This window comes from Nocardioides sp. NPDC057577, from assembly GCF_042801335.1.
In the GTDB taxonomy this organism is placed as follows: domain Bacteria; phylum Actinomycetota; class Actinomycetes; order Propionibacteriales; family Nocardioidaceae; genus Nocardioides.
Genome location: NZ_JBHVGB010000047.1, coordinates 14,175 through 34,704, shown reverse-complemented (window position 1 = coordinate 34,704; position 20,530 = coordinate 14,175). Strand labels below are relative to the sequence as shown.

Genomic DNA, 20,530 nt, shown 5'->3' with positions numbered 1-20,530 from the left:
CACGTATGGCGCACCACAGGTCGACTCCACATGGGTCATTCGTACGGCCCGAAGTTGAGGACCGTGCAGATCCAGTTCTCGCCGCTCTGCTCGAAGCGGAGGGCCATCGCGCGGTGGCCATGGCCGAACTTGATGTTGACGGTGGCCTCGACGATGGTGTCGGTGACCATGTGAAGGTGCCAGCGATAGACGCGCGGGCGGACCGGCTGGTGGCGCCCCAGGCCGGGCTCGTAGGCTCCGCTACGGGCGGTGAGAGCGGCGCGGTAACGCAGGTCGGCGACGACCTCCTTGGTCGTCCAGCGGATCAGCTGGCTCGCTGGACGGTCCCCGCCGACGACCTCTGCGATCTTCTGGGCGAACTGCGGGATCCAGGCCTTCAGATGACCGCGGGCGGGGACGATGGGGATCGGCTCGGCCAGCCGGCCGTCGTCCTGGCCGCTACGGTCCGGCTGCGGCGGGTCCAGGCGTGGCTGTAGGTCGAAGGCGAGCGTGCCCTGGACATCGGCCAGGGGCACTTCGGCAGGACGTTGTGGATCCGGCTCCGCTGCAGGATCGGGGTCCCGAGATGGTAGAGCGCTCATGGGCGCAAACTCCTTTCTACGCAGGCAACCTTCTCTTACCCGTTATTCGTGGTTCTAAACCGACGAGTAACAGAAGGTTCTCCTGTGACAAAGGAGACTGGAGGGACGGGCTATGTTGCCTGGTCGTCGTAGGGCGGCTTCTCGCCGGCCAGAAGCGGCCTCGGCGCCTTGGCGCGCGCCTCTTCCTCCTCGATGTCGGCGAGGGCTTCCTGGATCTGTCTGCTGACGATGCGACGCGGGTCGAGGTCGCGCAGCTCGAGGTCCTGGTAGGCGGGCCCGAGCTCTCCGCGCAGGTCGTCTCGCGCGTTGTTGGCCAGGTTGCGCACCTGGTGGAGGAGGCGGGCGATCTGCCGTGCCATGTCGGGGATCTTGTCCGGCCCGAAGACCAGGATGGCGATCACGACGATGACGGCAAGCTCCGCGAAGCCGATGCCGAACACGGAGGTGAACCTACAGGCTCAGAGCTTGGAGGTGGGAGTGAGGCCCAGCTGCATGCCCGCGAGCCCGCGGCCGCGGCCCGAGATCGTACGCGCCACCTCGGCCAGCACCTTGGCCGACTCCGCGGTCGGGTCGGACTCGACGATCGGCTTCCCGGCGTCGCCGGCCTCGCGCAGGGTCGGCTCCAGCGGGATCTGACCGAGCAGCGGGATCTTCGAGCCGAAGCGCTGGGAGAGGGTCTCGGCGACCCGCTGACCGCCGCCTGAACCGAAGACCTCCATCTTGGAGCCGTCGGGCAGCACGAGCCAGGACATGTTCTCCACGACGCCGACGACGCGCTGGTGCATCATCTCGGCCATCGTGCCGGCCCGCTCGGCCACCTCGGCGGCAGCCTCCTGCGGGGTGGTGACCACGACGATCTCGGCGTTGGGCAGGTGCTGGCCCAGCGAGATCGCCACGTCGCCGGTGCCCGGGGGCAGATCGAGCAGCAGCGCGTCGAGGTCGCCCCAGTAGACGTCGGAGAGCATCTGGACCAGGGCCCGGTCGAGCATCGGGCCGCGCCAGGCGACGACCTGGTCACGGCGCGGCTTGAGCATCCCGATCGAGATCACCGAGACGCCCGAGGCGGTCGGGACCGGCATGATCAGGTCGTCGACCTGGGTCGGCCGGGAGTCGGCCACGCCCAGCATCGCGGGCACCGAGTGGCCGTAGATGTCGGCGTCGACGATGCCGACCTTGAGACCCTGCTGGGCGAGCGCCACGGCCAGGTTGACGGTGACCGACGACTTGCCGACACCGCCCTTGCCCGACGCGATCGCGAAGACCTTGGTCAGCGAGCCCGGCTGGGCGAAGGGGATCTCCCGCTGCGCCTGGCCGCCGGTGAGCCCGTTGCGCATCTCCGTGCGCTGCTCGTTGGTCATCACGCCCAGCTCGAGGTCGACGCCGGTGACACCGTCGACCTTCTCGAGGGCCGCGGTGGTGTCGCGGTTGATGGTGTCCTTGAGCGGGCAGCCGGCGACGGTCAGCAGCACCTTGACGCTGACCACGCCTGCGTCGTCGATCGAGACGGAGTCGACCATCCCCAGCTCGGTGATGGGACGTTTGATCTCCGGGTCCTGAACGGTCGCCAGGGCTGCGTTGACACGGTCGAGAAGCGGGCTACTCACGGTATGCAAGCCTACGTCGTGCGTGGGGAGTCTCCAGCATCGCCCGAGGGCTGGTCGATCGGACCTCGGTGACGGTCACGCTCATCCAGCTCCTCGAGGAGCAGCCGGAGCTCGGAGCGGAGGTAGTCGCGGGTGGCGACCTCGCCGAGGGCCATCCGCAGCGACGCGGTCTCCCGGGCGAGGAACTCCATGTCGGCCTTGGACTGGGAAGCGATCCGGCGGTCCTGCTCGGCGAGCGCGCGGTCGCGGTCCTCCTGGCGGTTCTGGGCGAGCAGGATGAGCGGGGCGGCGTAGGAGGCCTGCAGGCTCAGCGCGAGGGTCAGGAAGATGAACGGGAACTGGTCGAAGCGCCACTCGCGGGGCGCGAGGGTGTTCCAGGCGACCCAGATCAGCACGACCATCGTCATCCAGCCGATGAACCGGGCCGTGCCCATGTAGCGGGCGAACGCTTCGGCGAAGGAGCCGAAGTCGGCGCGGAAGGTGGGGCGCTTGACGAGTGGGCGGCGCAGCTCGCGCGGGGTGTCGAGGCGGCCGCGGGCGGCGCGTGCGTCAGCCACGGCGCACCATCTCGGGGGTGATCACCTTGTTCGGGCGAGTGTCGGGACGGGTGTCGGGACGGGGCTCGGTCGCCGACTCCTGGCGGGCGAGGTTCTCACGCCAGTTCTCCGGGAGCAGGTGGTCGAGCAGGTCGTCGACCGTGACGGCGCCGGCCAGATGGCCGTTCTCGTCGACGACGGGAGCGGCGACCAGGTTGTACGTCGCCAGGTGCGCCGCGACCTGCTCGGTGCTGTCCTCGGGGCGCAGCGGCTCCAGGGACTCGTCGAGCGCGCCCGCGACCAGCGTCGAGGGAGGCTCGCGCAGCAGCCGTTGGATGTGGGCGATGCCGAGGAACTTGCCGGTCGGCGTCTCCAGCGGCGGACGGCAGACGTAGACCACGGACGCCTCGGCCGGGGTGAGGTCGGGGTTGCGTACCAGTGCGAGGGCGTCGGCGATGGTCGCGTCGGGGCCGACGATGACCGGCTCGGGGGTCATCATCGAGCCGGCGGTGTCCTCTTCGTAGGACATCAGCCGCAGGACGTCCTTGGCGTCCTCGGGCTGCATCAGCTCGAGCAGCAGGGTCGCGGTCTCCTCGGGCAGCTCGGCGATGAGGTCGGCGGCGTCATCGGGTGACATCTCCTCGAGCACGTCAGCGGCACGCTCGGAGTCCAGGGCTCGCACGATGGCGACCTGGTCGTCCTCGGGGAGCTCCTCGAGCACCTCGGCGAGCCGTTCGTCGTCGAGGGCGGCGATCACCTGCCGCTGACGCTCGGGAGGCAGCTCGTGGATCATCGTCGCGGCATCGGCCGGGCGCATCTCCTGGATCGCCTGGACCAGGTGGGTCGCTGCCTGGGTGGGGGAGCGGCGGGCCAGGCCCTCGACGTCGTCCCACTCGACCACATGGGTCTGGCCACGGCGGCGCAGGCCCTTGGAGGGCTCCTGCACGGCCACCCGGGACAGCAGCCAGTCGCGGTTGCGGGCCTGCTCCATGCCGACGTCGTAGACCGTCCCGGACACACCGGTGCTGCGGATCGTGACCTGCCGGTCGAACATCTGGCCGATGACCAGGGTCTCGGTCGACCGCTGCTGGAAGCGGCGCATGTTGAGCAGGCCGGTCGTGTAGATCTGACCGGAGTCGATGCTGGTCACCCGGGTCATCGGCACGAAGATGCGCCGGCGCCCGAAGACCTCGACGACCAGGCCCAGCACGCGCGGCTGCCGGGCGTCGGATCTGACCGTGACCACGAGATCTCGCACCTTGCCGACCTGCTCACCGAGCGGGTCGAAGATCGGAAGGCCGACCAGGCGTGCCGCGTAGACGCGGTTGGGCGAGGTGCTCACGGACCCACGTTATGGCATAGCCCGCAGGAGGTCGCTTCGGCGCTCACGCGGTGGCACGGATCCTAGATTCGATGGGCTATCCGAACCGTGTCGGAGCAGAAACCCGGATTCGGGTGATGCTTGTGTTACAAAAGTGGTCAATGTGACCAGCGTGATCGGTCGCTGTTGCTGTGAAAGGGGCCCGAACGGATGCGTACCCACACCAATGCCAGGTCTCTCGGGGGCCGGATGGCCGGCGCCCTGCTCTCCGCGGGCCTCGTCCTCGCCCTCGCCGGCGGCACCCTCGTCGCCGTGCGCGACTCGTCCGCGCCGTCCGCGACGGACCTGGAGACCGTGGCCTACTCGCCACCGCGCTACCGGATGGTCCAGGCGAACATCAGGGCCAGCATGAGCACGGCGAGGTTCAAGAAGGACGTACGCGAGGTCATCGACACGGCGCCCGACTTCATCACCTACAACGAGGTGAACGGCCGCCGGAGCGCGAGCCTCGAGCCGGGGCGCTACCGGGTCTGGCGCAAGGGTGGCGACCCGTACAGGTCGGCGACGGCGGTGGCCTGGGACAACGACAAGTGGGCCGCGACCTCGAAGGGCATCCACCAGATCAGCAACAAGCGCGGCAAGTCGGCCGACCAGCGGCTGCACTGGGGCATCAGGTACGCCAACTGGGTCACCCTCGAGAACCGGGCGACGGGTCGGAACGTCTCGGTGGTCGCGGTGCACTTCGCGCCCAAGTCCAAGTACTACGGCGACCTGGTCCGTCCCTCCGCCCGCGCGCTGAACGTGCTCGTCAAGGCGCTGGCCAGACGCGGCCCGGTGATGGTCGGCGGCGACCTGAACGTGCAGTACGACGGCTCGCGCTACCCGAGCGACATCTTCGCCGCGCAGCATCTGATCCCCAGCTACGACGTCACCCAGCAGGCCCCGGTCACGCACGGCCGGGCCTCGACCATCGACTACGTGCTGGCTCGCGGGATCGCGCGGTTCGCCACCGGCAACCAGCGTGCCTTCGGGCTCGAGTCCGACCACCACGCGGTCCGCGTCGACTTCTCGCCGCTCCCGATCACCTCCACCGAGGGCTCTTCCCGGGTCAGGTTCGGGCCGGGTGTCGTGGTCACCGACTCGGGACTGAGTGCCGCCGACGAGCAGAGCGTGCTGCGCACGGTCCTGAAGTCGATCAACAGCACCAAGCGCGGTCAGGTCATCCACCTGGCCACCCGTGTGCTGAGCAACGGCAAGGTGCTCCGGGCGCTGAAGCGGGCCAAGTCGCGGGGAGCGCGTGTCCAGGTCGTCACCGCGGAGCGGACCACCACCGCCGAGATGCGATCGCTGCAGCGGGTCCTCGGCAAGGACGTGAACAAGGAGAGCTGGGCCGTGCGGCAACCGGACGGATACGACCGCGCCGGCCTGCGGGCGACCGTGCTGCTGATCAGCAGGACCGGTGCCACCCCGGCGTTCGCGTTCAGCTCCAGCACCCAGATGTCCACCTCGGCCGGCACCGGGAAGCGGTCGGGCTACGTGAGCGTCACCAAGGCGTCGTACGACAAGCTCTTCAAGCCGTTCTTCTCGGCAGTCGGACGGCGGGTTTGAGGGACGTAGGATCGCGATGTGGTGGGAGTCACCCTGTCACTGATGGTTACTGATTGGTAACCTGCCGCAGTGACACGTCGTGGTGGTCTCGACAGGCTCGACCACCGAGAGTAGGAGTGAAGCATGGGTCGCCTTGCCGAGACCGAAGGTCTCACCGACATCCAGGAAGAGATCCTGAAGACCGTCCGTCAGTTCGTGGACGAGAAGGTCATTCCGGTGGCCCAGGAGCTGGAGCACGCTGATGAGTACCCGACCGAGATCGTGGAGGGTCTCAAGGAGTTGGGCATCTTCGGGCTGATGATCCCGGAGGAGTACGGCGGTCTGGGTGAGTCGCTGCTGACGTACGCGCTGTGTGTCGAGGAGATCGCCCGCGGCTGGATGTCGGTCTCCGGCGTCATCAACACCCACTTCATCGTGGCCTACATGCTGATGCAGCACGGCACCGAGGAGCAGAAGCAGAACTACCTGCCGCGGATGGCGACCGGCGAGGTACGCGGTGCGTTCTCGATGTCCGAGCCCGGTCTGGGCTCCGACGTGAGCGCGGTGTCGACCAAGGCGACCAAGCTCGAGGACGGGTCCTACAGCATCACCGGCCAGAAGATGTGGCTGACCAACGGTGGTTCCTCCACGCTGGTCGCGGTGCTGACCAAGACCGACGAGGGCGCCGAGAGCGTCTACAAGAACATGACCACCTTCCTGGTGGAGAAGACCCCGGGCTTCGGCGAGACCGCTCAGGGCGTCACGGTGCCCGGCAAGATCGACAAGATGGGCTACAAGGGCATCGACACGACCGAGATGATCTTCGAGGGTCACAAGATCTCGGCCGACCAGATCCTCGGTGGCACCCCGGGCAAGGGGTTCTTCCAGATGATGGACGGTGTCGAGGTCGGCCGCGTCAACGTCGCTGCTCGTGCGTGTGGTCTGGCGATCCGTGGCTTCGAGCTCGGGATCGCCTACGCCCAGCAGCGTCAGACCTTCGGCAAGAAGATCGCCGAGCACCAGGCCATCCTGTTCCGTCTCGCCGAGATGGGCACCAAGGTCGAGGTCTCCCACAACATGATGGTCCGTGCCGCGCGTCTGAAGGACACCGGCAAGCGGATGGACGTGGAGGCCGGGATGGCCAAGATGGTTGCCTCGGAGTACGCCAACGAGGTCGTGGAGGACTCCTTCCGGATCCACGGTGGCTACGGCTACTCCAAGGAGTACGAGATCGAGCGGATCATGCGCGAGGTCAAGTTCATGCTGATCGGTGAGGGCACCAGCGACATCCAGAAGATGATCATCGGGCGTTCGCTGCTCAAGGACTACAGAAGCTGAGCCTGCGCTTTCGCGGTCGCACCGACGACCCTGTCGAAACCGATGGTTTCGGCAGGGTCGTTGTCGTAGGTTGGGGTCAACCCGACCAACGATCCAGCAACGCCGATTCAGGGAGAGCGATGACGAACGACGATCTCAAAGCCAAGATGCGCGAGGCGCTGGAGAAGAAGAACAACAACGACCACGCACACGCCGAGAGTGCGGGCGCCAAGGAGAAGGCGCACGGGTCCGAGGTAGTGGGTGGCGCACCGAAGATGCACCGCCGGAAGGCGGGCGGCGGCGGCTCCTGAGGCTACGATGCCCCCTCGGGGGTGTCGGGTAGGTCTGGTCGAGAGGTAACGAGAAGTTGGCGCGCCGCGTAGTGCTCCATGTCGGGGCGATGAAATCGGGGACGACGTTCCTGCAGGGTGCCCTGTACAAGAACAAGGCTCTCCTCGCGGAGCGTGGGTTCCTGGTTCCCGGTGCGCGCTGGCGCAACCAGATCGAGGCCGTCCTCGACGTGAAGGGCCGCCGGAAGCACCCGCAGGGGAACTCGGTCGCCGGAGCCTGGGACCGTCTGGTCGCCGAGGTCGACGCCTGGGACGGCACTGCGCTGATCTCCGTCGAGCTGCTCGCACCGGTCGGGCCCGAGACGGTCGAGCGGGTGGCGACGAGCTTCGCGGGTGTGACTCCCGAGATCGTGCTCTCGCTGCGTGACATCAACCGGCAGATCCCGTCGATGTGGCAGGAGCTCGTCCAGAACGGCGTGGACTGGACCTGGGCGGAGTTCCTCGCCGCGGTCAACAAGAGCCGTCCGGGTTCCCCCGAGCGCCGTCGCTCCGGGCCCGGCAAGCGGTTCTGGGCCGAGCAGGACATGGTCGCCATCGCCCGGCGCTGGGGCCAGGCCGGACCTCTCCACCTGGTCACCGTGCCGCCGCCGGGCAGCCCGGCGTCCTTGCTGCTGGAGCGCTTCGGTGCGGCGATGGGCTTCGACCCCGAGGGGATGCAGAGCCCGCCCCCGAAGAACACCTCCCTCGGCGCCGCGACCGTCGAGGTGCTCAGGGGCCTCAACGCCGAGCTGGACCGGCGTGGCCTGGCCTATCCGGCGGCGATGGGGCTGCGCAAGCACGTCCTCGGCAAGCGTCTGATGCCGGACCTGACGGTCGACGACCCGCGTATCGGGCTCCAGGCACCGCGCTGGACCGCGGGGTTCACCCGCGACCAGGCAGCCGAGCTGCGCGGCCTGGACACGACCATCCACGGGGATCTCGATGACCTGGCCCCTGTGGACGTACACGGGATCGACCCGCGCAAGGTCACCGACAAGCAGGTTCGAGACGCCGCGGTTGCTTCCTATGCGGCGCTGCGTACGGACCTCGACAAGAAGCTCGCCGACCCGACCATCCCTGGTGAGGCCGTCGACCCGGGGGAGGGCCGCAAGGCCCCGGCACGTGCCGTCTCCGCCCTGGCCGACCTCGTGGAGTGGTCCGTCCGGCGAGAGGAGCTGGTCCGTACGTAGGACCTCAACACACACATATTCGGGGGAACTCTTTGTCAAGCAGCTGGAGCCTGCGCCGTCGTCGCAGACTCGCCGAGGAGGCACGTGGCACGTCGGCCGCGCTGCCACGGATCGCGGTGCTCACGATCGCCCGCGACGAGGGCGAGATGCTCGCTCGATGGGTCGACCACTACGGCCGAGCGGCGGGTCACGAGAACCTGATCGTCTTCGACGACGGTTCGACCGACGGTTCGACCGACGACCTCGCGTGCACGGTCCAGCGCCTGCCGGGCTTCCGGAAGGGCAACTTCGAGGCCGGCCGGATGGGCCTGGCCAGCGGGGTCGCCCACGGTCTCCTGGGGATCTACGACGTGGTCATCTTCACCGACGTGGACGAGTTCCTGGTCCCGGACCCGGCGAAGTACGCCAACCTGTCCGACTACCTGTCCCGGCGGCCCGAGCGGGTGATCGCCCCCTTCGCCCTCAACATCGTCCACCACACCGCGGTCGAGGGGCCGCTGGTCAGCGGCAAGCCGATCACGGGCCAGCGGTCGTACGCCCAGTTCGCATCGTTGATGTGCAAGCCGTCGGTCAAACGGGTGCCGGCCGCCTGGACGCTCGCCTCCCACGGGATCAAGGCGCCGTACGTGCCCGATCCCGGGCTGTTCATGCTCCACATGAAGTTCGCCGACCTGGATCTGCTGCGACGACAGGCCGACCGCCGCAACGAGCTCGCCAAGGCGGTGGGCCGCGGCAAGGGCAGCTCGTGGGGAAGGTCCGGTGATGATCTCGCCGGCCTGCTGACCGCCGCGACCGCCTCGGTGAGCGCCGATGTCGAGGAGTTCGACCCGGCCTCGGTCCTGCCGGCCAGGCTCGTCCGGGAGGAGGACGGCGTGCACCGCGCCGTCGGCCCGGGCCACATCGACAACCTCCGCAACCAGCCGCTGTTACGCATCCCGGAACGCCTCCACGGGATCGTCTGAACTAGGTTACCGTCCGGTAATCAACGCACCGCCAGACTCACCGACGAGAGGCCGCAGATGAGCAAGACGAACCCCGGGAACTTCTTCGAGGACTTCTCGGTCGGCCAGGTCATCGAGCACGCCACGCCGCGCACGGTGACCGAGGGCGACCGGGCTGCGTACGGGTCGCTCTACCCGACCCGCTTCGCGGTGCCCTCGAGCGCCGCCTTCGCGGCCTCCGTCGGCCTGGGCGTGCACCCCGTGGAGGAGCTCATCGGCTTCCACATCGCCTTCGGCAAGACGGTCCCGGACGTGTCGCTGAACGCGGTCGCCAACCTCGGCTACGCCGAGTGCCGCTTCCACCAGCCGGTGGTGCCGGGCGACACGCTCTCGACGAAGTCCGAGGTCATCGGTCTCAAGCAGAACTCCAACGGCAAGTCCGGCGTCGTCTACGTACGCTCGACCTCCACCAACCAGCGCGGCGAGGTCGCCATCGACTGGGCGCGCTGGGTGATGGTCCACAAGCGGGACCAGGAGGCTGCCGCCCCCGAGACGGTGATCCCGGAGCTGGCCGCGGTGGTGGACCCGAAGAACCTGATCGTGCCGAACGGCCTGGATTTCTCCGCGTACGACTTCACCGCGGCCGGTGAGCCGCACCGGCTCGCCGACTACGAGGTCGGCGAGAAGATCGACCACGTCGACGGGGTGACCCTGACCGCCTCCGAGCACCAGCAGGCGACCCGGCTGTGGCAGAACACCGCGAAGGTGCACTTCAACGTCGAGGCACGGCCCGACGGCCGCAACCTCGTCTACGGCGGCCACATCATCTCGCTGGCCCGGGCGCTCTCGTTCAACGGCCTCGCCAACGCCCAGCTGATCGCCGGGATCAACGCCGGCGCCCACACCTCTCCGGCCTTCGCCGGCGACACCGTCTACGCCTGGTCCGAGGTGCTCGACCGTGCCGAGACCGACGCCCCCGGGGTCGGTGCGCTCCGGCTGCGACTGGTCGCCACCAAGGGGCGCGACGAGTCGATGACGCTGCGCGGCGAGGCCGACAAGTACGCCCCCGGGGTGCTGCTCGACCTCGACTACTGGGCGCTCATCCCCGTGTAAGGACGTACGTCATGGCAGGCAAGAAAGCTCTCTTCGTCTCCGGCTCCGCCCAGGGGATCGGCAAGGCGATCGTCGAGAAGTTCGCGTCCGAGGGCTGGTTCGTCGGTGTCTACGACATCGACGCCGAGCTCGCCAGGAACGTCGCCCAGTCGATTGCCTCGGGCTCCGCTTCGGCAGGTCTCCTCGGCTCCGACAACGCCATCGGTGGCGCGCTCGACGTCACCGACCCCGCGTCCTGGAACGCGGCGCTGGAGGAGTTCGCCACCGCCGCGGGCGGTCGCCTCGACCTGCTGGTCAACAACGCCGGCATCCTGCGCGCCGGGCGCCTGGCCGACGTCGACCTGGCCCAGCACCACCAGACCATCGAGATCAACGTCAACGGCGTGATCAACGGCTGCCACACCGCGTACCCCTATCTTCGGGCCACCCCTGGCTCGGGCGTCATCAACGTCTGCAGCGCGAGCGCGATCTACGGGCAGCCGGAGATCGCCTCCTACAGCGCGTCGAAGTACGCCGTGCGCGGACTCACCGAGGCGCTGGAGCTGGAGTGGCGCAAGGAGGGCATCCGGGTGCAGGCGGTCTGGCCGCTGTGGGTGAAGACCGCGCTGCTCGACGGCAACGCCGCCTCCTCTCATGAGACCCTCGGCATCCGGCTGACCGTCGAAGACGTCGCCGACCAGGTCTGGGAGATGGCGCAGCCGCGCAAGGGGTTGCGCGGACGGCTGCCGAAGGTGCACACCACCGTCGGTCTTCCGGCCAGGGCCCTCTCGACGGCGGCCGATCTCGCGCCCAACCTGTTCGTCCGCGAGGTCAACCGGTTCATCACTCGGGCCTGAGGACTCGGCCGGGCCGATGGCTGGTTGGATGGGGGCATGGCCCTCTACCTCGTCAGGCACGGCACCACCGAGTGGTCCCTCAACGGCCGGCACACCTCCCGCACCGACCTTCCCCTTCTGCCCGAAGGGGAGGAGGCAGCCAAGGAGCTCGCGTCCCGGCTCGCCGAGCGGACGTACGCCGCCGTGCTGACCTCCCCGCGACAGCGGGCGCTGCGTACGGCTGAGCTCGCGGGCTTCCCGGACGCGGTCGTCACCGACGACCTGGTCGAGTGGGACTACGGCGACTACGAGGGCATCACCACCGACGAGATCCACCGCACCGACCCCGACTGGAGCCTGTGGACCGCGAAGACGCCCGGGGGAGAGGCCGCGGCCGCCGTCCAGGAGAGGCTCGGCCGAGTTGTCTCGGCCGCCCGCGAGCGCGACGGCGACACCCTGGTCTTCTCCCACGGACACGCGCTGTGCGCCCTGGCCGCGGTGTGGCTGGGCCTCCCGGTCACCGAAGGACGGCTCTTCAGGCTGGACACCGCGACCGTCTCGCTGCTGGATGCTTACCACGGGCAGCCGGTCCTGAAGAGCTGGAACACATAGCCCCTCCATAGCCGGCCCGGGTCGAACGCACAGGCTGGATCACTACCTCTGGAGGGCGGCCGTACCATCCCGCGGCCGCTGGAAGGGGTAGTTGTGGCACGTCGTGTGATCGTCCATGTCGGCACGATGAAGTCAGGGACCACGTCCCTGCAACATGCGCTCTTCGCGCATCGAGAACACCTGCGTGAACTCGGCATACTCGTCCCGGGAAAGAGCTGGCGAGAACAGGTCGACGCGGTCTGGGACGCCCGCGGCCGGGCGCGGTCGCTGGCTGGCGACCGTTCGATCGAGGGGTCCTGGGGCAGGCTCGTCGGAGAGATCGACGCCTGGCCCGGAACCGCGGTCGTCTCCGCCGAGCTGCTCGCCCCGGCCGGTGCGGCTGTGGTCGAGGAGGTCGCCCGGTCCTTCGCCTCCGTCGAGATCGTGGTCTCCGTACGCGATCTCAACCGCAACCTGCCGGCGATGTGGCAGGAGGTGGTGCAGAACGGCGAGCTGTGGACCTGGCCCGAGTTCCTCGCGTCGGCGAAGCAGACGCGGCCCCGGTGGTCGCTGCCCGACCTGATGACCAGCACGAACCGGTTCTGGAAGGAGCAGGACGCGGCGGCGATCGCGAAGCGCTGGAGCGCCGCCGGGCCGGTGCACGTGGTCACCGTGCCCCCGCCGGGAGGTCCGTCCGAGGTGCTCCTGGAGCGGTTCGGCGAGGTGATCGGCTTCGGGTTCGGCGACGTCTCGACGCCGATGTCGCGGAACGCCTCCCTCGGCGTCGTACGCGCCGACGTGCTGCGCCGCCTCAACCTGGAGCTCGAGCGACGGGGTCTGCGGTTCCCGGCCGGTATCCGGCTCCGCAAGCACGTGCTCGCCAAGCGGCTCATGCGCGACCTCGACGTCGACGACCAGCGCCTCGGGCTGCGGGTCGCGCCGTGGGTCGAGAGGAGCGCACGGCAGCAGGTCGCCGCACTGCAGCGTCAGGGCGTCGTCCTGCACGGCGACTGGGCCGACCTCACCCCGGTCGAGGTCAGCGGTACGGATCCGTCGACGGTCACCGAGGACAGGATCGCGGCGGTGGCGGCCGCCACCCACGTACCGTTGCGGGGGTGGTTGCTCGAGCGGGCCACCGTCGGGTCTCGCCCCGGGTGGGGCCCCGAGACGGTCCCGCAGTGGGCGGCCGCCGGGTCCGGTCCGTCCGGCCACGCGGCCGACGACGCGGTGGCTGCGCTCGCCGACCTGATCGAGTGGGCAATCACCCGCACGCGCGCGAAACAAGCCGCGGACGCATGACCGGACGGCTTGACCTGACGGATGGCACGGGTCACCGTTAGGGGGTGGCTCTTGCGGTTGGCTGTCCACGCTGCGCGACTCCGGTGGCAAGCATCGGTGCCGGCGGCAGCAAGTCGTGTCCCGAGCACGGTGTGGTGACGCCGATGTGGCGTTCGGACGTGGCCTCCTACGAGGACCTGGTGCAGGTCCTCTCGCTGGCCGGTGACGTGCCCACCTACGTTCCCTGGCCGGTCGAGTCGGGCTGGTCGATCGCCGACCTCGCGGTTGTCAGCGACGAGGCCAAGGGCTCGGCGACGCTGCTCACGCTGACGGGTGTGACCCCCGACGACGGACCGGTCGAGATGACCGTCGTCACCGAGGAAGCCGGCGTCGGGCTGGGCGCGCGGTGCGCGCGTACGGAAGGACCGGACCCCGGCATCGACGCCTGCACCGGACCGCCCACGACGAAGGTCCGGGTCGCCGGGCAGCGGCAGCTGGTGCCGCTGTGGCCGATCACCCAGTGGACCAACGGCGCCGAAGAGTGGGAGCGCTCGGTGGTCGTCGGCGAGGCCGCCGGCCGCTGGCTGTGGCTGGTCTTCCGCCCGGCCACGGCGATGCTCATGCTCCAGGACGGCTGGCACCTGCGCCAGGTCGACGACCTGGGCGTACAGATGGTCGAGCTGCCCTTCGGTGGCCCCGGTGGATCTTGGTGGAACGCGCCCTAGGATGGGCGGGTGCGCATCGACCTCCATACTCACTCGCGGGTGAGCGACGGGACCGATTCGCCCACCGAGCTGGTTCACGCGGCGAAGGCTGCGGGCCTCGATGTCGTCGCGATCACCGACCACGACACCGCCGACAGCTGGGACGAGGCGGCCGCTGCTGCGGTCGAGGCCGGGATCGAGCTGGTGCGGGGCATGGAGATCAGCACCATCCACGCCGGCCACGGGGTGCACCTGCTGGCCTACCTGCCGGACCGGACCCACCCGCCGCTGGTCGAGGAGCTCGGCCGTGTCCTGGCCGGCCGCGACGGACGGCTGCCGCTGATGCTGGCCCGACTGGCTCGTCTCGGCATCGAGGTGTCCCTTGAGGACGTCGCGGCCGTCTCCGGTGACGCCGCCGCCTCGGGGCGCCCGCACCTGGCCGACGCGCTCGTCGCCAAGGGGTATGTGGCCAGTCGCGACGAGGCGTTCAACCGCTACCTCGGCGCCGGAAAGCCTGCGTACGTCAACCGTTACGCCGCCCCGCTCGAGCCGATGATCCGCACGGTCGCCGCCGCCGGGGGAGTCACCGTGATCGCCCATCCCTGGGGCCGCTCCGGACGCGAGCAGCCGGACGAGGCAGCCCTCTCCGCACTGGTCGACGCAGGCCTGTCCGGGCTCGAGGTCGACCACCAGGATCACAGCCCGGAAGTGCGCGAGAAGCTGCGCGTGATCGCCCGCAACCTCGACCTCGTGGTGACCGGATCCAGCGATTACCACGGCACCGGGAAGGTGGGTCACCATCTGGGAGTGAACACCACTGCACCCGCTGAGTACGAGCGGCTCCTGGAGCGCGCCGCCGCAGCCGCGGCCGCCTCCGGACGAGCCGCCCCCGAGGTCGTACGTTGACCGAGATCTTCGTCTCCACGTTCGTGACGCTCTTCGTGATCATGGACCCGGTCGGAACGATCCCGGTCTTCCTCTCGCTGACCGCCGGCCAGTCAGCGGGCAAGCAGCGTCGGGCGGCGGTCCTCGCGGTCGCCGTCTCGTTCCTCGTGATCACGATCTTCGCGCTGTTCGGACAGGCGATCCTGCACTACCTGCACATCTCCCTCGAGGCGCTGCAGTGCGCCGGCGGCCTGCTCCTGCTGCTGGTGGCGCTCGAGCTGCTGACCGACAACTTCGACGACCCGGTGGCCGCCGCGGGCGCCAACGTGGCGATGGTGCCTCTCGGCACCCCGCTCCTGGCCGGCCCGGGTGCGATCGTCGCCACCATGGTCTTCACCCAGGACGTCGACTCCGTCGCGGACGGCTTCGGGCTCGGCCTCGGTCTGGTCGTCGTGCACCTCACCCTGCTCCTCGGAATGATCTTCTCCGTCCCGATCCTCAAGGTCCTCAAGGAGTCCGGCGTCCTGCTCATCACCAGGATCGCCGGTCTGCTCCTCTCGGCGATCGCCGTTCAGATGGTCGCCGACGCGGTCACGACCTTCATCGCGAACGCCTGATTCTGGGTGGCTGGTCAGTTCAGACGTACGCGCCCATCTACCGGCGGGTAATGGGCGCGACCGTCTGGGACTACTTGCGGCCGAGGGACTGGAACTTCTGGAGTACGCCGGACGGGACCACCCGGGCCATGGTGGCCAGGGCCTTGTAGCGCTTGCTCGGGATCGAGAAGGTCTTGTCGGCGTCGTAGTCCTCGAGCGCCTCACGGACCAGGTCGTCGACATCGAGCCACATCCAGGAGGGGGCCGAGTCGTAGCCGGAGCCGAGGCGCTCGTGGAACTCGGTCTTGGTGAATCCCGGCAGCAGGGCCATGACCTTGATGCCCTGGCCGGCGTACTCGTTGTGGGCCCACTCCGTGAAGGAGTTGATCCACGCCTTGGCAGCCGAGTAGGTGCCGCGGGGAAGGTAGGAGGCGACGGAGCCGACGTTGATGATGCCGCCGTGGCCGCGGGCCACCTGGCCGCCCAGCGCGGCGTGGGAGAGGCGCAGCGGGGCGATCACGAGCACCTCCGCCATCGCTGTCTCCTCGTCGGCGGTGTTGTCGAGGAAGCGGCGCTTGAGGCCGTGACCGGCGTTGTTGACCAGCAGGTCGATCGGGTGGTCGGCATCGGCCAGACGGGCCTCGACCCTGGCCAGATCGGCGCTGTCGGTCAGGTCGGCGCGGAGCACCTCGGCACCGATGCCGTGAGCGTCCGTCAGATTCTTGGCGACGCCGTCGAGGCGCTCCTCGTCACGGGCGACGAGGACGAGGTCGTGTCCGCGGGCAGCGAGCTGCTGCGCGAAGGCGAGTCCGATGCCGGCGGTTGCGCCGGTGATCAGGGAGGTGGGGTTCGACATGGGGCAATCCTGCCACCACGGCCCGCGAGGGCGACCCAGGCGCAAGACGCGCTGATGCCTCCGGCGTCCAGCCGTCGGTTCGCCAGCGGAATCACGGTTTCTGTCTGTCGTGTGACAGTTGACTTGCGGTGATACGTGTTTGGATGATGATCGATGTGGATTTCGCAGGGGGACTCGGGCGCGTGATGAAGAAGTGAACAGCACTGGGCGGCACATGCGATCGCGGCCCCTCCGGCGCACCAAGATGCTCTTCGTCGCGTCCTTGCTGACATCGGCCGGTCTGTACGTCGGCATGGAGGTCATCGCCGAGCCGGTGGCCAACGGCCGGCCCAGCGCGGCCGGCAGCGGGATGAAGCTGGGCGCGGACGGCGCGGCCCGCACCCCGGTCTGGCCGCACGACGGCCAGCGTGAGGCCGCGATCGACCGCCATGTCGACGCGCGGATAGCCGCCGCGGAGAAGGTGCTCCCGGACGATTCCGGCACCGGTCGCCGGGCCGTCTTCTCGATCAGCCGTCAGCGGGTCTGGATCGTGTCCGCGGGCGATCGGACGCGGCGTACGTATCCGGTCTCGGGCAGCGTCTACGACAACCTTGAGCCCGGCACCTACAAGGTCTTCTCCCGCTCCGAGCACGCAAAGGGGATCGACGACTCGGGCCGGATGAAGTGGTTCGTACGCTTCACCAAGGGCCCCCGAGCCGCGATCGGCTTCCACAACATCCCGGTGGACAAGGGCAAGCGCGTGCAGACCCGCGCCCAGCTCGGCACACCGCTGTCGCACGGGTGCATCCGCCAGGCCGAGCCGGACGCGAAGGCGATGTGGCGCTTCGCGCGGCTCGGCACCAAGGTGGTCGTGGTTCCTTAGCCTGGATCTGGCTCAGGCGTCGGCCTTGGGCGCGGAACCGCCCGAGCCCGATGAGCGGCGGCGACGGCGACGACGGGGCGCGGCGCCCTCGGCCTTGGCCTCGCCGTCGGCGGGCCCCGTGGACTCGGCGGACTCGGTGGCAGCCCCAGCAGCGGACTTGTCGACGACCTGGCCGCCGCGCGAACGGGTGCGCTGACGGTCGCGGTTGCGGGGAGCGCGCTCGCGCTTCTCGCCGTCCTTGCCGGAGTCCTTGTCCTTGGGCTTCGCGGGCGCGGCGGCCTTGATCCGGCCCTTGGTGCCCTTCGGGATGCCCATGTCGTGGAGGAAGTGCTCCGAGGAGGAGTAGGTCTCGGCCGGCTCGTCGAAGGGAAGGTCGAGAGCCTTGTTGATCATCTTCCACTTGTGGAGATCGGCCCAGTCGACGAACGTGACCGCGACACCGGTGGCGCCGGCGCGGCCGGTGCGGCCGATGCGGTGGACGTAGGTCTTCTCGTCGTCGGGGGTCGTGTAGTTGACCACGTGGGAGACGCCGGTGACGTCGATGCCGCGGGCGGCGACGTCGGTGGCCACCAGGACCTCGACCTTGCCGTCACGGAACTTCTGCATCACCCGTTCGCGGGCGGCCTGCTGCATGTCGCCGTGCAGGGGAGAGGCCACGAAGCCGCGCTCGGCGAGGTCGTCGGCCACGCGCTGCGCCTGCCGCTTGGTGCGGGCGAAGACGACGACCTTGTCGTGGTCCTCGCACTGCAGCAGGCGGCCGATCATCTCGGGCTTGTCGAGGTCGTGGGCCTGGTAGACGAACTGCGCGGTGGCGGGCACCGTCTCGCGCTCGCTCGCCGACTCGGCGCGGATGTTCATCGGGTGGCGCATGTAGGAGCGCGCCAGGGCCACGATCGCACCCGGCATGGTGGCCGAGAAGAGCAGGGTCTGGCGGGTCTCCGGGGTGAGGGTGACGAGCTTCTCCACGTCGGGCAGGAACCCGAGGTCGAGCATCTCGTCGGCCTCGTCGAGGACGAGGGCGTGCACGTGGGAGAGGTCGAGGACCTTCCGGTTGGCCAGGTCGATCAGGCGGCCGGGGGTGCCGACCACGATGTCGACGCCCTTCTCCAGCGCGTCGATCTGGGGGTCGTAGCCGGCGCCGCCGTAGACGGTCAGCACGCGGAGGCCGCGGTCCTGGGAGATCAGCGAGATCTCGGCCGAGACCTGCATGGCCAGCTCACGGGTCGGAGCCACGATCAGGGCCTGGGGCTTGCCCTGCGGGAGGTCGATGTAGTCAGGGTCCTTGGGGGACACGCTGCGCTGCACGACCGGGATGCCGAAGGCCAGCGTCTTGCCGGACCCGGTGCGGGCCTGGCCGATCAGGTCGGTGCCCTGCAGGGCGACCGAGAGGGTCATCTCCTGGATGGCGAAGGGGGTGGTGATGCCTTTGCGCTCGAGCGGAGCGCAGATCTCGGGATGAACCCCGAGGTCCTTGAACGTTGTCATGATTTCGTCGCTACTCGCTTGTCTCATCGAATGCGGCGAGCGACTCACGGGTGTCTCGAGCTTGCCAAGCGAGTGCCACGCCGCGCACATACGGGATCCGAGCCGCCGCGATATGAAAGTTGAATATCAGCGGCGCTGGGTCGGTCAAAAGGCATTCTATCGGTAGGGTTCTCCCGTGGTTGCATCGTCAGAGTTCACGGGTCCTCAGGATCCGTTCGGTGATCCTGTTTACAAGGCCGCCGTCATCGACCTTCTCGGAGCGGTCGCCTATGGCGAGGTCTCGGCCGTCGAGCGGCTGACCGACGACGCCAAGATGGCGCCCTCCCTGGAGGACAAGACGGCTCTGCTCGCGATGGCGGCCGCCCAGCACGCCAAGATCCAGCCGGTCCTCGACCGGCTGGTGGAGCTCGGGACCGACCCGTACGCGGCCATGGAGCCGCTGCGCGAGGGGTTCGACGAGTTCCACATCCACACCAAGCCCGCGGACTGGTGGGAGTCGCTGGTGAAGGCGTACGTCGGTGACGGGCTCGCCAATGACTTCTACCGTGAGGTCGCCGGGTTCCTCGACGAGGACACCCACAAGCTCGTGGTCACCACCCTCGAGGACGCCGGCCGCGCCGACTTCGTGGTGGACCGGGTGCGGGCCGGCATCGAGGCCGATCACCTCATCGGCGGACGGCTGGCGCTGTGGGGTCGTCGCCTCATGGGCGAGGCGATCACCCAGGCCCAGCAGGTCGCGGCCACCCGCGAAGGGCTCAGTGATCTGATCGCCGGCGGCCACCTTCCGGGTCTCGACCTCGGCACCATCGGCGAGATGCTCACCCGGCTCACCCAGCGCCACGTCGAGCGAATGGGCAAGCTCGGGCTTGAGCACTGACATCCTCTTCACCGGCTGGTCAGGGACCCAGATCGTCCCCGAAGCCGGTGTGTGGACGTCTCCCGAGGTCAGCCCGGGGTTCTGCTTCGACGAGCTGGTCGCCTCCTGGAACGTGGTGACCCCGCCCGGGACCTCGGTGGAGGTCGCGGCTCAGGTGGTGGCCGAGTCGGGGGAGCGAAGCGGCTGGCTGGTGCTGGCTCGCTGGTCCTCGGACCCGGCCATCACCTCCACCTCCGTCGCCGGTCAGGACGACCCGGTGGCGACCCCGGCCGATGACACGATCCTGGCGCGGGACGGGCGCAGGTTCTCGGCGTTCTCGTTGCGGCTGAGCCTGCACGGTCCTGCCGGAGGCCTGCCCCGGGCGAGCCTGCTCGGGGCGATGGTCTCGGCCGGCGCCCGGGACTCGGCGCCGGCCCCGGGGGCGGCGCCTCGCGGGACGGTCGTGGGTGGCGTACCCACTTATTCGCAGCAGCTCCACCGTGACCGCTACCCGCACTGGGACGGTGGCGGGCAGTCCTGGTGCAGTGCCGCCTCGACGGCGATGATCGCCGACTTCTGGGGTGTCGGGCCGACGCCCGCCGAGACCGCCTGGGTGGACTACGAGACCCCCGACCCGCAGGTGCCGTTCACCGTCAGAGAGGTCTACGACGAGTCCTTCGGTGGTGCCGGCAACTGGGCCTTCAACACCGCCTATGCAGGCGCCCGCGGCCTGGTCGCGTACGTCACCAGGCTCCGTTCGTTCGCCGAGGCCGCCCGGTTCCTAGAGGCCGGGATCCCGCTCGTGCTGGCCGTCTCGCACCAGGACGGCGAGCTGACCGGCGCCGGGTACGTCACCAACGGTCACCTGCTCGTGCTGACCGGCTTCGACGAGGACGGCGACCCCGTCGTCCACGACCCCGCCTCCCACAGGATTCTCAGCGATGCGGAGGTGCGGGCGACCTACGACGCGGGCGAGCTCGACCGCGCCTGGGCCCGCTCCGGGCGGATCGTCTACGTCATCAGGCCGCCGGACGTGGTGCCGCCGGAGCCGCCGCCTCAGCGCAACTGGTGATCGTGCCGGGG

22 protein-coding genes are annotated in these 20,530 nt (G+C 69.2%); 15 read left to right on the top strand and 7 right to left on the bottom strand.

Going from position 1 to position 20,530, the window contains the following annotated elements:
• Positions 1-35: 35 nt before the first annotated feature.
• From ACFU7D_RS12245 to ACFU7D_RS12225, 5 genes are all read right to left on the bottom strand, one after another.
• Positions 36-581, bottom strand: coding sequence for an Rv3235 family protein (locus ACFU7D_RS12245; protein WP_378867345.1), 546 nt, complete (start codon positions 579-581; stop codon positions 36-38).
• A 110-nt stretch (positions 582-691) separates the two neighbouring features.
• Entirely contained in the window at positions 692-1,021 is a 330-nt protein-coding gene (locus ACFU7D_RS12240; protein WP_355021999.1) for a sec-independent translocase, read from the bottom strand.
• Positions 1,022-1,039: 18 nt separating this feature from the next.
• Positions 1,040-2,185, bottom strand: a complete 1,146-nt coding sequence (locus tag ACFU7D_RS12235; protein ID WP_378724629.1) for an Mrp/NBP35 family ATP-binding protein — start codon at positions 2,183-2,185, stop codon at positions 1,040-1,042.
• Positions 2,186-2,196: 11 nt separating this feature from the next.
• Entirely contained in the window at positions 2,197-2,742 is a 546-nt protein-coding gene (locus ACFU7D_RS12230) for a DUF1003 domain-containing protein (protein WP_378867343.1), read from the bottom strand.
• On the bottom strand, positions 2,735-4,063 hold the full coding sequence (locus ACFU7D_RS12225) for a magnesium transporter MgtE N-terminal domain-containing protein (protein WP_091052639.1): 1,329 nt from the start codon (positions 4,061-4,063) through the stop codon (positions 2,735-2,737). The genes ACFU7D_RS12230 and ACFU7D_RS12225 overlap by 8 nt, the downstream gene beginning before the upstream one ends.
• Positions 4,064-4,252: 189 nt before the next feature.
• On the opposite strand from ACFU7D_RS12225, the gene ACFU7D_RS12220 reads away from it, so the two are divergent.
• The 12 genes from ACFU7D_RS12220 to ACFU7D_RS12165 all read left to right on the top strand — a co-directional run bounded on the left by ACFU7D_RS12220 (position 4,253) and on the right by ACFU7D_RS12165 (position 15,409).
• Positions 4,253-5,650, top strand: a complete 1,398-nt coding sequence (locus ACFU7D_RS12220) for an endonuclease/exonuclease/phosphatase family protein (RefSeq protein WP_378867341.1) — start codon at positions 4,253-4,255, stop codon at positions 5,648-5,650.
• Positions 5,651-5,773: 123 nt separating this feature from the next.
• On the top strand, positions 5,774-6,967 hold the full coding sequence (locus ACFU7D_RS12215; RefSeq protein ID WP_378724623.1) for an acyl-CoA dehydrogenase family protein: 1,194 nt from the start codon (positions 5,774-5,776) through the stop codon (positions 6,965-6,967).
• A 119-nt stretch (positions 6,968-7,086) separates the two neighbouring features.
• Positions 7,087-7,257: a DUF5302 domain-containing protein gene (locus ACFU7D_RS12210; protein WP_160146661.1), complete on the top strand. Its 171-nt coding sequence runs from the start codon at positions 7,087-7,089 to the stop codon at positions 7,255-7,257.
• Between the two features lie 56 nt (positions 7,258-7,313).
• Entirely contained in the window at positions 7,314-8,465 is a 1,152-nt protein-coding gene (locus ACFU7D_RS12205; RefSeq protein WP_378867339.1) for a hypothetical protein, read from the top strand.
• A gap of 32 nt (positions 8,466-8,497) precedes the next feature.
• Positions 8,498-9,427: a glycosyltransferase family 2 protein gene (locus ACFU7D_RS12200; protein WP_378724620.1), complete on the top strand. Its 930-nt coding sequence runs from the start codon at positions 8,498-8,500 to the stop codon at positions 9,425-9,427.
• A gap of 57 nt (positions 9,428-9,484) precedes the next feature.
• Positions 9,485-10,519, top strand: coding sequence for a MaoC family dehydratase (locus tag ACFU7D_RS12195; protein ID WP_378867337.1), 1,035 nt, complete (start codon positions 9,485-9,487; stop codon positions 10,517-10,519).
• 11 nt (positions 10,520-10,530) lie between these two features.
• A complete protein-coding gene (locus tag ACFU7D_RS12190) occupies positions 10,531-11,355 on the top strand; it encodes an SDR family oxidoreductase (protein ID WP_378867335.1) in 825 nt (274 codons plus the stop codon).
• 36 nt (positions 11,356-11,391) lie between these two features.
• Complete coding sequence (locus ACFU7D_RS12185) at positions 11,392-11,946, top strand: histidine phosphatase family protein (protein WP_378724616.1); 555 nt, start codon at positions 11,392-11,394, stop codon at positions 11,944-11,946.
• 93 nt (positions 11,947-12,039) lie between these two features.
• Entirely contained in the window at positions 12,040-13,224 is a 1,185-nt protein-coding gene (locus ACFU7D_RS12180) for a hypothetical protein (protein ID WP_378867333.1), read from the top strand.
• Positions 13,225-13,268: 44 nt separating this feature from the next.
• Positions 13,269-13,928, top strand: a complete 660-nt coding sequence (locus ACFU7D_RS12175) for a DUF6758 family protein (RefSeq protein ID WP_378724613.1) — start codon at positions 13,269-13,271, stop codon at positions 13,926-13,928.
• Between the two features lie 9 nt (positions 13,929-13,937).
• On the top strand, positions 13,938-14,813 hold the full coding sequence (locus ACFU7D_RS12170; RefSeq protein WP_378724611.1) for a PHP domain-containing protein: 876 nt from the start codon (positions 13,938-13,940) through the stop codon (positions 14,811-14,813).
• Positions 14,810-15,409, top strand: a complete 600-nt coding sequence (locus ACFU7D_RS12165) for a MarC family protein (RefSeq protein WP_378724610.1) — start codon at positions 14,810-14,812, stop codon at positions 15,407-15,409. Before ACFU7D_RS12170 ends, ACFU7D_RS12165 begins: the two co-directional genes overlap by 4 nt.
• Positions 15,410-15,479: 70 nt before the next feature.
• Here the strand turns inward: ACFU7D_RS12165 and ACFU7D_RS12160 are convergent, their stop codons facing one another.
• The gene (locus ACFU7D_RS12160) at positions 15,480-16,244 is read right to left on the bottom strand and encodes an SDR family NAD(P)-dependent oxidoreductase (RefSeq protein ID WP_378724606.1); all 765 of its coding nucleotides are present in this window, start codon (positions 16,242-16,244) and stop codon (positions 15,480-15,482) included.
• 214 nt (positions 16,245-16,458) lie between these two features.
• Here ACFU7D_RS12160 and ACFU7D_RS12155 point away from each other — a divergent pair, with 214 nt between their 5' ends.
• Positions 16,459-17,106: a L,D-transpeptidase gene (locus ACFU7D_RS12155; protein ID WP_378867331.1), complete on the top strand. Its 648-nt coding sequence runs from the start codon at positions 16,459-16,461 to the stop codon at positions 17,104-17,106.
• Between the two features lie 12 nt (positions 17,107-17,118).
• Here the strand turns inward: ACFU7D_RS12155 and ACFU7D_RS12150 are convergent, their stop codons facing one another.
• Positions 17,119-18,591 (bottom strand): DEAD/DEAH box helicase, encoded by a 1,473-nt coding sequence (locus ACFU7D_RS12150; RefSeq protein WP_378867329.1) that lies wholly within the window; start codon positions 18,589-18,591, stop codon positions 17,119-17,121.
• A gap of 175 nt (positions 18,592-18,766) precedes the next feature.
• Here ACFU7D_RS12150 and ACFU7D_RS12145 point away from each other — a divergent pair, with 175 nt between their 5' ends.
• Both ACFU7D_RS12145 and ACFU7D_RS12140 read left to right on the top strand, forming a co-directional pair.
• A complete protein-coding gene (locus ACFU7D_RS12145) occupies positions 18,767-19,468 on the top strand; it encodes a ferritin-like fold-containing protein (protein WP_378724600.1) in 702 nt (233 codons plus the stop codon).
• Positions 19,458-20,519 carry a C39 family peptidase gene (locus tag ACFU7D_RS12140; protein WP_378867327.1) on the top strand — a complete coding sequence of 354 codons (1,062 nt, stop codon included), beginning with the start codon at positions 19,458-19,460 and terminating at the stop codon, positions 20,517-20,519. The genes ACFU7D_RS12145 and ACFU7D_RS12140 overlap by 11 nt, the downstream gene beginning before the upstream one ends.
• The last annotated feature ends 11 nt before the right edge of the window (positions 20,520-20,530 follow it).